This is a genomic window from Streptomyces sp. 796.1 (genome assembly GCF_047525675.1).
In the GTDB taxonomy this organism is placed as follows: domain Bacteria; phylum Actinomycetota; class Actinomycetes; order Streptomycetales; family Streptomycetaceae; genus Streptomyces.
Genome location: NZ_JBLIWA010000030.1, coordinates 1 through 12,765, shown reverse-complemented (window position 1 = coordinate 12,765; position 12,765 = coordinate 1). Strand labels below are relative to the sequence as shown.

The 12,765-nt window shown below is 75.2% G+C and carries 7 protein-coding genes and 1 pseudogene; 7 read left to right on the top strand and 1 reads right to left on the bottom strand.

Features of this window, described 5'->3' with window-relative positions:
• Positions 1-187: 187 nt before the first annotated feature.
• The 6 genes and pseudogenes from ACMA1D_RS20545 to ACMA1D_RS20520 all read left to right on the top strand — a co-directional run bounded on the left by ACMA1D_RS20545 (position 188) and on the right by ACMA1D_RS20520 (position 8,758).
• The gene (locus ACMA1D_RS20545) at positions 188-1,786 is read left to right on the top strand and encodes an ABC transporter substrate-binding protein (RefSeq protein WP_414725471.1); all 1,599 of its coding nucleotides are present in this window, start codon (positions 188-190) and stop codon (positions 1,784-1,786) included.
• Positions 1,783-2,736 carry an ABC transporter permease gene (locus ACMA1D_RS20540; RefSeq protein ID WP_414725470.1) on the top strand — a complete coding sequence of 318 codons (954 nt, stop codon included), beginning with the start codon at positions 1,783-1,785 and terminating at the stop codon, positions 2,734-2,736. The genes ACMA1D_RS20545 and ACMA1D_RS20540 overlap by 4 nt, the downstream gene beginning before the upstream one ends.
• Positions 2,737-2,999: 263 nt before the next feature.
• Positions 3,000-3,821 (top strand): annotated as a pseudogene (locus tag ACMA1D_RS20535) (ABC transporter permease subunit); the annotation flags it as partial.
• 122 nt (positions 3,822-3,943) lie between these two features.
• Positions 3,944-5,677: an ABC transporter ATP-binding protein gene (locus ACMA1D_RS20530; RefSeq protein ID WP_414725469.1), complete on the top strand. Its 1,734-nt coding sequence runs from the start codon at positions 3,944-3,946 to the stop codon at positions 5,675-5,677.
• A 269-nt stretch (positions 5,678-5,946) separates the two neighbouring features.
• Entirely contained in the window at positions 5,947-6,501 is a 555-nt protein-coding gene (locus ACMA1D_RS20525) for a DUF3291 domain-containing protein (protein WP_414725468.1), read from the top strand.
• 244 nt (positions 6,502-6,745) lie between these two features.
• Positions 6,746-8,758, top strand: a complete 2,013-nt coding sequence (locus tag ACMA1D_RS20520) for an ABC transporter ATP-binding protein (protein WP_414725467.1) — start codon at positions 6,746-6,748, stop codon at positions 8,756-8,758.
• 136 nt (positions 8,759-8,894) lie between these two features.
• On the opposite strand, the gene ACMA1D_RS20515 is transcribed toward ACMA1D_RS20520, so the two are convergent.
• The gene (locus ACMA1D_RS20515) at positions 8,895-9,899 is read right to left on the bottom strand and encodes an aminoglycoside phosphotransferase family protein (RefSeq protein ID WP_414725466.1); all 1,005 of its coding nucleotides are present in this window, start codon (positions 9,897-9,899) and stop codon (positions 8,895-8,897) included.
• Positions 9,900-10,139: 240 nt separating this feature from the next.
• On the opposite strand from ACMA1D_RS20515, the gene ACMA1D_RS20510 reads away from it, so the two are divergent.
• Positions 10,140-12,671 carry an ABC transporter gene (locus tag ACMA1D_RS20510; RefSeq protein ID WP_414725465.1) on the top strand — a complete coding sequence of 844 codons (2,532 nt, stop codon included), beginning with the start codon at positions 10,140-10,142 and terminating at the stop codon, positions 12,669-12,671.
• Positions 12,672-12,765: the final 94 nt, after the last annotated feature.

Here is a 12,765-nt window from a genome sequence, read left to right as displayed (position 1 = left end):
CGCCCCTGTCGTGGCACCCGGGCCACACCCCATCACGCCCCCACCCACACCCACATCACACCCGTACGCACATCACACCCACCTCGTACCAGGAGTCCCCGTGTCCCAGTCTCAGCCCCAGAACGAGCCCCAGCCCCAGCCTCAGCCCGAGACGGAGATAGCGGAGAGAACAGGGACGGCAGAAAGAGTGAGCCACCCCCACCTCACGGCCGCGGTGCCACCCGACCGCGCCTTCCCCGCGCTGCGGCGCCGCGGGTTCCTGGCTGCCGGTGCCGCGGCCGGGGTCGGTGCGCTCGCCCTCGCCGGGTGTGGTGCGGGGGAGCGGGCCGTGCCCACCGGTGGTGCGGGTACGCCGCGGCGCGGTGGGCGGCTGCGGGCCGCGTTCGCCGGTGGAGGCGCCGCCGAGACCCTCGATCCGCACCGCAGCAACCTGTTCGCCGACGTGGCTCGCGCCAAGGCGCTCTTCGACAAGCTCGCCGACTGCGCGGGCGACATGTCGGCAACCCCGCGCCTCGCCTCAGGCTGGGAACCCGGGCCCCGGCTCGACCGGTGGCGGGTCACCCTGCGCCGCGCCACCTTCCACGACGGCAGCCCCGTCACCGCCGATGACGTGCTCTACAGCTACCGCCGCATCGCCGACCCGCGGCGCACCTTCCGGGCCAGGGCCTCCCTGGAACCGATCGACCTGGCCGCCAGCCGGGCCGTGGACGCGCGCACCATCGAGTTCAGGCTGCGGCGGCCCACCGCCGAATTCCCCAACGTGCTGGCCGCGTTCGGCGCGTACGTCGTGCCCCGCGACAGCGACCGCTTCGAGCGGCCCATCGGCTCCGGGCCCTTCAGGTTCGTCTCCTTCACCCCCGGCCGCTCGTGCACCGTGCGCCGCTTCGACGACTACTGGGACGGCCCGCCGCACCTGGACGAGGTGCAGTTCGTCATCGCGGGCGAGGAGTCCGCCCGGCTGAACGCGTTGCTGGGCGGGCAGGTCGATTACGCGCACGAACTGAGCCCGGCCACCGCGCGCGCCCACGAGGGGCGCGGCCAGATCAACGTCGTACGGCTGCGCAACAGCGCCATGCAGGCCCTGGCGATGAAGACCGACCGGCCACCGTTTGACGACCCGCGGGTGCGGCAGGCGTTCTTCCACATCGCCGACCGGCGCGAACTGGTCGACGGCGCGCTGTCGGGGGCCGGCGAGATCGGCAACGACCTGTTCGGCAAGGGCTACCAGTACTACGCGGCCGACCTGCCGCAGCGCACCCAGGACCTGGACCGGGCGCGCCACCTGCTGCGGCGGGCCGGGGCCGAGGACCTCCGCGTCACCCTGGACACCTCCGCGGTCGCCGCCGGGTTCACCGAGGCCGCGGGCATCTTCCGGGACCAGGCCGCCAAGGCGGGCGTGCGCGTCGACGTCAGGATGGGCAACAAGGACAGCTACTGGAGCGACGTGCTCGACTCCGGCACCCTGTGCTGCTACCGCTCGGGCGCCATGCCCATCGAGTCGCACTTCTCCCAGCGGCTGCTCACCGACTCCACCACCAACGCCACCCACTGGCGCCACCGCGACTTCGACGCCCTGTACCGACAGGCCCAGTCCACCGCCGACCCGCAGGACCGGGCCGCGCTCTACCGGCGCATGCAGCGTCGGCTGCACGCCGAAGGCGGCTTCCTGGTGTGGGGCTTCGCCGACTGGATCGTCGGCACCGCCCGCAACGTCGCCGGTGTGCGGTCCGACGCGCCCGCCAACACGGTGGACTGGGCCAGGTTCGACCGGGTGTGGCTGCGATGACCCCGCTCCGCTCCTGGCTGGTCCGGCGCCTGCTGCTCGGCCTCGCCCAGATCGCGGCCGTGGTGCTGCTGGTCTTCGCGCTCACCGAGGCGCTGCCGGGCGACGCCGCCGTCGCGCTCGCCGGCGACCAGCCCGACCCCGAGCGCATCGCGCACCTGCGCGCCGCGTTGGACCTGGACCGGCCAGCGGCGGCCAGGTTCGCCGACTGGGTCGGCGGGCTGTGCCGCGGCGACTTCGGGACCTCGCTGGCCTCCGGCCGGCCCGTCGCCGGCTACCTCACCGCCGGGTTCGGGCCCACCCTGCTGCTGGCCGCGCTCACGGTCACGCTGCTGGTGCCGCTCGCGGTCGGGCTCGGCGTGCTGGCCGCCCGGCACGCCGGCGGGGCGCTCGACCGGCTGATCACCGCGGTGACGCTCGGCGTGTACGCGGTGCCCGAATTCGCCCTCGGCGTGCTGCTGGTCACCGTCTTCGCGCTGCGCCTGGACTGGCTGCCGCCCACCGCCGTCGGCTACGGGGACGACCTGCCGGCCCACCCCGCGGCCCTGGTGCTGCCGGTCGCGGTGCTGCTCTGCCGGCCGGTCTGTTCCATCAGCCGCCTGGTCCGCGCCGGAATGATCGACGCGCTCGCCGCCCCGTACGCCGACCAGGCCCGCAGGTACGGCGTGAGCGGGCCGCGGGTGTGCTTCGCCCATGCGCTGCCCAACGCCGTGGCGCCGGCGGCCCAGCAACTTGCCCGTACCGTCGACTGGTTGCTGTGCGGCGTGATCGTCGTCGAGGCGCTGTTCGTCATCCCGGGCCTGGGCACGGTGCTCATGGAGGCGGTCGCGGCCCGTGACCTGCCGGTGGTGCAGGGGCTCGCGGTGGTCTTCGGGGTGCTCGCCGTGCTGCTCAACCTCGCCGCCGACCTGGTCGCGCGCCGCTTCGCACCCCGCGCCGAGGTGGCCGCATGACCGAGCCCACGGCTCCGTCCGGTGCGCCGACCCCTTCTTCTGGTGCACCCACGGACCCGCCCAGTGCGCCGGACGCCCCCTCCGGCACGCCCAGGGGCCTCTCCGGTGCGCCGGACACCCCCTCCCCGGCGGCCCCGGCCGCCTCCGGTACGCCGGCGTCCCCGCCCGATGCGTCGCCGTCGGCGCCGCCTCGCGGCCGGTCGCGGGGCACGGCGACGCCGGGCCCGGCCCGTGCGCGCCGCCGACCGCCCGGCGGCCCCTTCCTGCTGGGGCTGCTCCTCGTCGTCCCGCCGCTGCTGATCGCCCTGCTCGGGCCGTGGCTCGCGGGCGCCGCGGGGCAGCGGGGCGTCTCCTTCAGTGCCGGCGGCCAGTTCGGCCTGGGCACCGACTTCGTCGGCCGCGACGTGTGGCACCAGGTGCTCGTCGGCGGGCAGTCGGTGGTACTGGTCGTACTCGCCGCGACCGTCCTCACCTACGCGCTCGCCCTGCCGCTTGGCCTCACCGCGGCGCTCACCCACCGCAGATGGCTGGAGGAGGTGCTGATGCGTCCGCTGGACGTGCTGCTCGCCGTCCCCTCGCTGCTGCTCGTCCTGCTGGTCGCCGCCCTCTACCAGCCGGGCGCGCTCGGTCTGGTGCTGCTGGTGGCGCTGGTCAACCTGCCCGACGCGGCGCGCATGGTGCGGGCGACGGCGGCCGATGCGGCCTCGCGACCGGCGGTGGAGGCGCTGCGGATGCAGGGCGAGGGCTGGTGGCGGATCGCGGTCGGGCACGTCGGCCGCGCCACCCGGCGCACCCTCGTCGCGGACGCCGGCGTACGGCTGACGGGCGTGCTGTACCTGGTGGCCACCGCCGCCTTCCTCGGCGTGGGAGTCGAACCCGACGCCGCGGACTGGGCCGTCATGGTCGACCGCAACCGCCCCGGTCTCTTCCTCCAACCCTGGGCCGTGGTGCTGCCGGCGCTGCTCATCGTGGCGCTCTCGATGGGCACCAACCTGCTGTTCGACGCGGCCCTGACGCCCCGTACGGCGCGCGGCGCTCAGTCCCGACCCGCCCTCCAGTCCCGACGGCGCACCCGGCCGCAACGAGACGGCCGGTCTCCATCCCCCAGCCAGCCCCGACCGGACCCCCGGCCCCCATCCGGCAGCCGGCCCCAACCCCACATCCAACCCCAACCGGAATCCCACCCCCAACCAGAGGAGCCAGACCGATGAGCGCGCTCGTGGAGAACGTCGTCGACGTGCGGGACCTGCGCATCGAGGTGGCGGGGCGGGCCATCGTGGACGGGGTGGACCTGCGGGTCGGGCCCGGTCGGGTGACCGCGCTCGTGGGGGCGTCCGGCAGCGGCAAGACCAGTACGGGGCTGGCCCTCATCGGCAGGTTCCCGGCCGGGGCCACGGTCACCGGCGAGGTACGCGTGGCCGATGGGCTCGCCGGCCACGTGCCGCAGCACCCCGCGGCGGTGCTCAATCCGGCCCGCCGGGTGGGCGCCCTGCTCGGCGACGTCGCCCGCCGCCAGGTGCGCCACCTGCCGCGCCGCGAGCGCCGGGCCGCCGCCCACGCCCGAGTGCTCCGCGCCCTGGCGGCGGCCCAACTCACCGACGGGGCCGAGCTGGTGCGCCGCTACCCGCACCAGCTCTCCGGGGGGCAGCAGCAGCGCGTCGTACTCGCCCAGGCGCTGCTGCTCGGCGCCCGCGTCATCGTGGCCGACGAACCCACCACGGGCCTGGACGCGCTGACCAAGCGCCAGTTGGTGCGCGAGCTGGCCGCCGTGAAGCGACGCGGCATCGCACTCGTCCTGCTCAGCCACGACCTGGAGGTGGTGCGGGAACTCGCCGACGAGGTCTGGGTGATGCGCGCCGGCCGCATCGTCGAAGGCGGCCCCACCGGGTCGGCGCTGGCCCACCCGCAGCACCCCTGGACCAAGGAGCTGCTGGCCGCGGCCCCGCCCGTACCGCCGGTTCGCCCCGATCCACCGCAGCAGGTCGCCGCGGCGCTTCCGGCGGGCCGAGCGACCGTGACTCCACCGCAGGTGGGGAGCGGCCCGGACGACGCAGCCGCCAGCACTGCCCCGCACCCGCCACGGCCGGCCCCCCGGGCGACGGCCGCGGCACTGTCCGTACGCGGACTCACCGCCCACCACCGCGCGGCCAGCCACCCCAACGGCACCAGCCACGCCGACGGCACTGGCCGCACCGGCCGCACCAGCACCCCCGTCCTGCGCGACGTCGAACTCACCATCGCGCCCGGCGAGTGCCTGGCCGTGGTGGGCCGCTCCGGCAGCGGCAAGACCACCCTGGCCCGCTGCCTGGCCGGGCTGCACCGCGACGCCACGGGCGAGGTGCTGCTCGCCGGCCGGCCGCTGCCGCGCAGCCTGCGCGACCGCTCCCGGGCCGAGCTCGCCGCCGTGCAGTACGTCTTCCAGGACGCGCGGGCCGCGTTCGACGCGTACCGGCCGGTGCTCGACCAGGTGGCGCGCACGGCGGTGCGGCTGCACGGCACCGCGGCCGACACGGCGCGCGCGCAGGCCCGCGCGCTGCTCGCCGAGACCGGTCTGACGGGCGACCTGGTGGCCCGCCGGCCGGCCGAGCTGTCCGGCGGCGAGCTGCACCGGGCCGCCCTGGCCCGCGCGCTGCTGGCCCGGCCGCGGGTGCTGCTCTGCGACGAGCTCACCGCCGGCCTCGACCCGGTCACCCGGCGCGCGGTCCTCGACCTCCTGGTCGGCCTGGCCCGCGACCGCGGCGACCTCGCGCTGGTCCTCATCACGCACGACCAGGACACGGCCGCGGTCGCCGACCGCATCGCCGTGCTCGACGCCGGCGAGTTGGTGGAGTGCGGCCCGGCCGACCTGCTGCGCACGGCTCCACAGCATCCCCGCACGGCCGCGCTGCTGGCGCCGGCACCGGCGGCACCAGACGCTCACGTACCGGCTCCGCGTCCCTGACCGCGCACGACGCGCCCACCCGTGCCCTCCCCAACCCCCGCAAGAGCGTGGTGAGGAAGCCACTTCGGAGGCGGCGGCGCAACTTCGACAGGGAGCGCGGAGGCGGCTACCTTCACCTCGTCCTCGGCGGTCGGGAGGGGGAGCGGAAGGTTCCCGCCGGCCGGGCCACCCGTGACGGGGCGGCTCGGCCACGCCCACGGAATCCCGCCCCCCTGTGCGCCACCGCCGAACCGGGCCCCCGCCAGCCACCCCCGACCAGGGAGAGCCGCATGCCCCAACTCGCGCTGTACACCTTCGGCGTCTTGAAGTCGCCGCTCGCCGATCCGGCGCTGCCCACACGTGAGTTCCACGACCACGGCGAGGCCATCTACCGGACGATCGGACAGCACCCCGGATACCTCGCCCACGCCCGAGCGGAAGCCGGCGAGGGCACGCACTTCGAGCTGGACTGGGGCGCGTGGGGCGAGTTCGCCGTACCGGCCTGGTACGACAGGGGCCGCACGGCGGAGACCCTCGCCATGGCCGCATCCCTCTCGCTCTGGACCGACCCGCGCTCCGCCTTCGACGCCATCTACACCGGTCTGCACCGTGCGGCGCTGAACAGGCGTCAAGACTGGTTCGAGCGGGCGACACACCCGGGGTACGCCTTCTGGTGGGTCCCCGACGGTGTGACGCCCACCTGGCGGGACGGGGTGACCCGGCTTGAGCACCTGCACGCGCACGGCCCCGCGCCGCGTGCCTTCACCTTTCCGCACGCCTTCACCCCGGAGGGGGCGCCGACCCGGATCGCCGGTACCGGCCCGCAGGGCCAGCGGGCCGGCTGACGCCAGCGGTCCGGCTGACGGCGACCCGGGCCGGGCTGATGGCGACCGCTGCCCGCCGGCGCGAAGGCGTGACCGCCCGCTCGGCGGGACCGGCCGGGCCGGTGGGACGGTGCCCGGGCGCGCCGTGGTGCAGCACGCGGGGAGCGGCGCGGCTCGCCCGGAGAGTTGACTTAAACATTTGTTGAAGTCCTACCTTCGTGGTCAACCGCCGGTCAGGCGGCCCGCCGCCCACCGAGGAGTCCCCGTGGACATGGAAGTCACCGCCTGGACATCGCTGCACCACGCGATGAACGCGAAGAACGACAAGCGCCCGTTCTCCCGGGCGGCGCTCGGCCGGATCGTGCGCTTCGCCCGCCCGCACCGTCCCCTGCTGGTCACCTTCCTGGTGCTCAGCGTCGTCACCGCGGCGCTCGCGGTCGCCACGCCGGTGGTCGCCGGGCGGGTCGTCAACGCCATCGTGGACGGCGACGCGGTGGGCCACGTGGTCGGCCTCGCCGTACTGATCGCCGTCATCGCGGTGGCCGAGGCCGGACTCGGCCTCACCCAGCGCTGGTTCTCGGCGCGCATCGGCGAAGGGCTCATCTTCGACCTGCGCCGCGCCGTCTACGACCACGTACAGCGGCTCCCGGTCGCCTTCTTCACCCGCACCCGCACCGGCGCCCTGGTGAGCAGGCTCAACAACGACGTGATCGGCGCCCAACGGGCCTTCAGCGACACCCTCTCCGGCGTGGTCAGCAACGTGGTGACGCTGCTCCTGACGCTGGCCGTGATGCTCAGCCTGTCGTGGCAGATCACCGTGCTCGCGCTGGTCCTGCTGCCGATCTTCGTGCTGCCCGCCCGGCGGATGGGCGCCCGGCTGGCCCGGCTCCAGCGGGAGGGCGCGGCCCACAACGCGGCGATGAGCACCCAGATGACCGAGCGGTTCTCGGCCCCCGGCGCCACGCTCGTCAAGCTCTTCGGACGGCCGGCGGACGAGTCGGCCGAGTTCGCCGCCAGGGCCGCGCGGGTGCGGGACATCGGGGTGCGCAGCGCCATGGTGCAGACCGTGTTCATGACCGCCCTGACCACGGTCTCGGCGCTGGCGCTGGCCCTGGTGTACGGGCTCGGCGGCTACTACGCGCTGCGCGGCTCGCTCGACCCCGGCGCGGTCGTCGCCCTCGCCCTGCTGCTGACCCGGCTGTACGCGCCGCTGACCGCGCTGGCCAGCGCCCGCGTGGAGATCATGAGCGCCATGGTCAGCTTCGAGCGCGTCTTCGAGGTGCTCGACCTGGAGCCGTTGATCGCCGAGAAGCCGGACGCCCGTACACTCCCCGCCGGCCCGGCCGCGGTGGAGTTCGACCGCGTCGACTTCGGCTACCCGGCCGCCGACAAGGTCTCCCTCGCCTCCCTCGAAGAGGTCGCCACGCTCGACACCCGCGGCGGCGAACAGGTGCTCCACCAGGTCTCCTTCCGGGCCGAGCCCGGCCAGATGGTCGCCCTGGTCGGCTCGTCAGGCGCCGGCAAGTCCACCATCGCCCAACTCCTGCCGCGGCTGTACGACGCGGACGCCGGGGCGGTGCGGGTGGGCGGCGTGGACGTGCGCGACCTGACGGCCGACTCGGTACGCGAGACCATCGGCATGGTCACCCAGGACGGCCACCTCTTCCACGAGTCCATCCGCGCCAACCTGCTCCTCGCCCGGCCGGGCGCCAGCGACGAGGAACTGTGGGAGGTCCTGCGCCGGGCCCGGCTCGACGGACTGATCGCCGCCCTGCCCGACGGCCTCGACACCGTCGTCGGCGAACGCGGCTACCGGCTCTCCGGCGGCGAGCGCCAGCGCCTGACCATCGCCCGGCTGCTGCTGGCCCGCCCCCAGGTGGTCATCCTCGACGAGGCCACCGCGCACCTGGACTCCACCTCCGAGGCGGCCGTCCAGGACGCACTGACCGAGGCGCTGGACGGCCGGACCGCCGTGGTCATCGCCCACCGGCTCGCCACGGTCAGGGCCGCCGACCTGATCCTGGTCATCGAGGAGGGCCGGGTCGTGGAGCGCGGAACGCACACCGAACTGCTGGCCCAGCACGGCCGGTACGAGCAGCTCTACCGCACGCAGTTCGCGGACGAGGCCGATGACGGCGCCGATGAGGGGCGCGCGGGGGCGGACGCGGGCACGGGGGCCGATGGCGACGGCGCTGACGGCACGGGGACGGCTGCTGGGGCCGGTGGCGCCGCGCCGGAGGGTCCCGTGGCTGCGGGGGCGTTGGCCAAGACCCGGTGAGTCGTGGCCGCGACCGTGGCTGTGGACGGCGTCAGGCCAGCGCCACGCCGCCCAGGTCGCCGCCGCGCCGGCCCCGTACGGCGGACACCGCCGCTACGGGGCCGTGGCCTGCCGACCGGGCCACGCAGCCTGCCCGTCACAGCCCCGCGAGCCCGGCCAACACCGTGGCCTGGGCCATCTCCTCCGCGCCGTCCTCGATCTCACCCATGGCCGCGAACCACAGCGCGCTCTCCACGGTGCGCGCCACCGACCAGGCCAGCAGCCGCTGCGGGTCCTCGCCCACGGCGTCGCCGACCAGGGCGTACCGGTGGGCCAGCAGCGGGGCCGGGGCCGCGTACTCGAACGGCTCGTCCAACTGGGTCAGCAGCGGCCACGGGTCGTATCCGGGGTCGCCGACCATCGGCTTGGGGTCGATGGCCAGCCAAGGTCTGCGCCCGCTGGCGAGCACGTTGCCCGGGTTGAAGTCGCCGTGCACCACGACCTCGCGACCGGCGGACCCGGGCAGCGTACGGAGCAAGTCCACCCCGATCGCCACCAGCCCCGGGTCGTACCCGGGGTCCAGCCGTGCCATCCGCTGCTCCACCAGCGTCGCCCACTCCCGGGTGACCGACGCCAACCGTTCGAGCCCGGACGTGGGCGGTGGCGCCGACCACAGGTCGTTGAGCAGGTCGGCTGCGGCCGTCAGCCGGGCGTCGGGGGCGAGGTCGCCCGCCTCGCCCAGTTCGGTGCCCGGCTCACAGCGCTCCACCAGCAGGGCGTACCGCTCGGCGTCGGCCGCCAGCAGCCGCACCGCGCCCGCCCCGCCCCAGGTGCGCAGCCCCTGCGCCTCGCCGGCTGCCTCCCGGTGCGGCCAGGTCAGCTTCAGCACCGCGGGCCCGCCGCCCGGCAGCGTCACCGGGGCCACCCAGGAACAGCTCCCGCCGTGGATCGGCGGCCCGAGCCGCAGCTCCCATCGGTCCTGGAACTCCGCTATCAGCGCGGGCAACCCCGCGAGCCAGGCGCGGCCGGAGGCGGTCTTGGACATCTCGGCGACCACGGGCAGCGTGGCGGGCACCAGTGCGGCGTCCGAGGTCGAAGGGGCGGGGCGGGAGGGCTGCACGGACGCGGCGGCTAAGCCGTCGGATATCGGCGTGGGCGGCATGGTTGCAGGGTAGGGCGGCCCGGTGTGGGATGGCGCGGGAGTTTTCCGCGGGCCTCCCCGTGCCGGGCCTCGGCGGCCGGCCCCCACTCGTTCCGCCGCCGTCCGCGGAGCACCCCGGCTGCTGGCATCCGCCCCCACACCTCCACATCCGCTCCCGTGCCCCGCGGGCAGGCAGCGCGCCCCACCCGGTCGGCGGCAGCCCGACGTCACCGCACGCCGGGCGGGCGCGATCATGGGGGGATGACCGACTCGTACGTGCGGGTGCGCGGGGCCCGCGAGCACAATCTCCGTGGTGTTGACGTGGACGTTCCGCGGGACGCCCTCGTCGTCTTCACCGGCGTCTCCGGCTCCGGCAAGTCGTCGCTGGCCTTCGCGACCATCTACGCCGAGGCGCAGCGCCGCTACTTCGAGTCCGTCGCCCCCTACGCCAGGCGCCTCATCCACCAGGTCGGCGCGCCCAAGGTGGCGGAGATCACCGGACTGCCGCCGGCCGTCGCCCTGGAACAGCGCCGTTCCGCGCCCACCGGACGCTCATCCGTCGGCACCGTCACCACGCTGTCGAACTCGCTGCGCATGCTCTTCTCCCGGGCCGGCAGCTATCCGCCGGGGGCCACCGAGCGCCTGGACTCCGACGCCTTCTCACCCAACACCGCGGCCGGCGCCTGTCCCGCCTGCCACGGGCTCGGCCGGGTCCACCACGTCACCGAGGCGTCCCTGGTGCCCGATCCCGGGCTGAGCATCAGGGAGGGGGCGATCGCCGCCTGGCCCGGCGCCTGGCAGGGCAAGAACCTCCGCGACATCCTGGCCGCCCTCGGCCACGACATCGACCGGCCCTGGCGCGAACTGCCCGCCGACGACCGCGAGTGGATGCTGTTCACCGACGAGCAGCCGGTGGTGACCGTGCACCCGGTCCGCGACGCCGACCGCATCCAACGCCCCTACCAGGGCACGTACATGAGTGCCAAACGCTATGTGCTGCACACCTTCGCCGACTCCAAGAGCGAGACGCTACGTCGCCGGGTACGGCAGTTCCTGATCAGCGCGGACTGCCCGACGTGCGAGGGGCGCCGGCTACGGCCCGAGGCGCTGGCCGTCACCTTCGCCGGTCACACCATCGCCGACCTCGCCGGCCTGCCGCTGGACCGGCTGGCCGACGTCCTCCGCCCGGCGACCACCGCGCCCGGCGGGACTCAGGCCGCCGCCCCCGCCGATGACATCACCGCCGAGGTCGCCGCGACCCTCTCCCGGGACCTGGTCGCCCGCATCGAGGTGCTGACCGAACTCGGCCTCGGCTACCTCAGCATGGACCGCCCCACCCCCACCCTCTCGGCCGGTGAACTCCAACGGTTGCGGCTCGCCACCCAACTGCGCTCCGGCCTGTTCGGCGTCGTCTACGTACTGGACGAGCCGTCCGGCGGGCTGCACCCCGCCGACGGCGCCGCGCTGCTCACCGTGCTCGACCGGCTCAAGGCGGCCGGGAACTCGCTCTTCGTCGTCGAACACCACCTGGACGTGGTGCGCCGCGCCGACTGGGTGGTGGACGTCGGTCCGCGCGCCGGCGAACACGGCGGCCGGGTGCTCTACAGCGGGCCGGTCGCCGGCCTCGCCGACGTCCCCGCATCCGCCACCCGCGAGTACCTCTTCCCCACCGCGCCGCGCGTCCCGGTCCGTACGCCCCGGCAGCCCGCGCGCTGGCTCACGCTGCGCGGCGTACGGCGGCACAACCTGCGGGACCTGGACGTGGAACTGCCCCTTGGCGTCTTCACGGCGGTGACCGGCGTCTCCGGATCGGGCAAGTCCACCCTGATCACCCAGGTGCTCGCGGAGGTGCTGGCCGACCACCTCGGTGCCCCCGGCGACGACCCGGATGCGCCGGACGGCGAAGGGCCCGCCAACGCCGGGGCCGGTGCTGATGTCGGTGGCGACGGCCGTACGGCAGGCCGCGAGGGCGCGCCCCTGCCCGCCACGGTCGAGGGCCTGGCAGCCGTGGACCGGCTGGTCCGCGTCGACCAGCGCCCCATCGGCCGTACGCCGCGCTCCAACCTGGCCACCTACACCGGCCTGTTCGACGCCGTCCGCAAGGTCTTCGCCGGCACCGACGAGGCCCGCGCCCGCGGCTACCGGGCCGGACGGTTCTCCTTCAACGTCGCCGGCGGGCGCTGCGAAACCTGTCAGGGTGAGGGGTTCGTCGCCGTCGAACTGCTCTTCCTGCCCGGTACGTACGCGCCCTGCTCCGACTGCCACGGGGCGCGGTACAACCCGCAGACGCTGGAGATCACCTACCGCGGCGCCACCATCGCCGACGTGCTCGAACTGACCGTGGACGCCGCGGCCGACTTCCTCGCCGACGTGCCCGCAGCCCGGCGCGGACTGCGGGCACTGCGCGAGGTGGGCCTCGGCTACCTGCGGCTCGGCCAGCCAGCAACCGAACTCTCCGGCGGCGAGGCCCAGCGCATCAAGCTCGCCACCGAACTCCAACGCGCCCACCGCGGCCACACCGTGTACCTGCTCGACGAGCCCACCACCGGGCTCCACCCGGCCGACACCGACCTGCTGCTACGGCAACTGCACGGCCTGGTCGACGCGGGCAACTCCGTCTTCGTGGTGGAACACGACATGGCCGTCGTCGCCGGCGCGGACTGGGTGCTCGACCTCGGCCCGCACGGCGGCGACCGGGGCGGCGAGATCGTCGCGGCCGGCCCGCCGGAGACCGTCGCCGCCGCGCCGCGCAGCATCACGGCCCGCTATCTGGCCGCGGCGCTCGGCGGCTGACCCGTGCCCGGTGCCCCGCCGCCCCCGGGCCGTCCCGCCCCCGCTGCCGGCGGGCCCGTCAGTCCGCGGCGGGCGGCGCGCCCCGCCCCTCGCC

Coding starts and splice junctions, on each gene's coding strand:
- ACMA1D_RS20530 (WP_414725469.1), top strand. CDS start 3,944: ATGAGCGCGCTCGTGGAGAACGTCGTCGACGTGCGGGACCTGCGCATC.
- ACMA1D_RS20515 (WP_414725466.1), bottom strand. CDS start 9,899: ATGCCGCCCACGCCGATATCCGACGGCTTAGCCGCCGCGTCCGTGCAG.
- ACMA1D_RS20540 (WP_414725470.1), top strand. CDS start 1,783: ATGACCCCGCTCCGCTCCTGGCTGGTCCGGCGCCTGCTGCTCGGCCTC.
- ACMA1D_RS20525 (WP_414725468.1), top strand. CDS start 5,947: ATGCCCCAACTCGCGCTGTACACCTTCGGCGTCTTGAAGTCGCCGCTC.
- ACMA1D_RS20510 (WP_414725465.1), top strand. CDS start 10,140: ATGACCGACTCGTACGTGCGGGTGCGCGGGGCCCGCGAGCACAATCTC.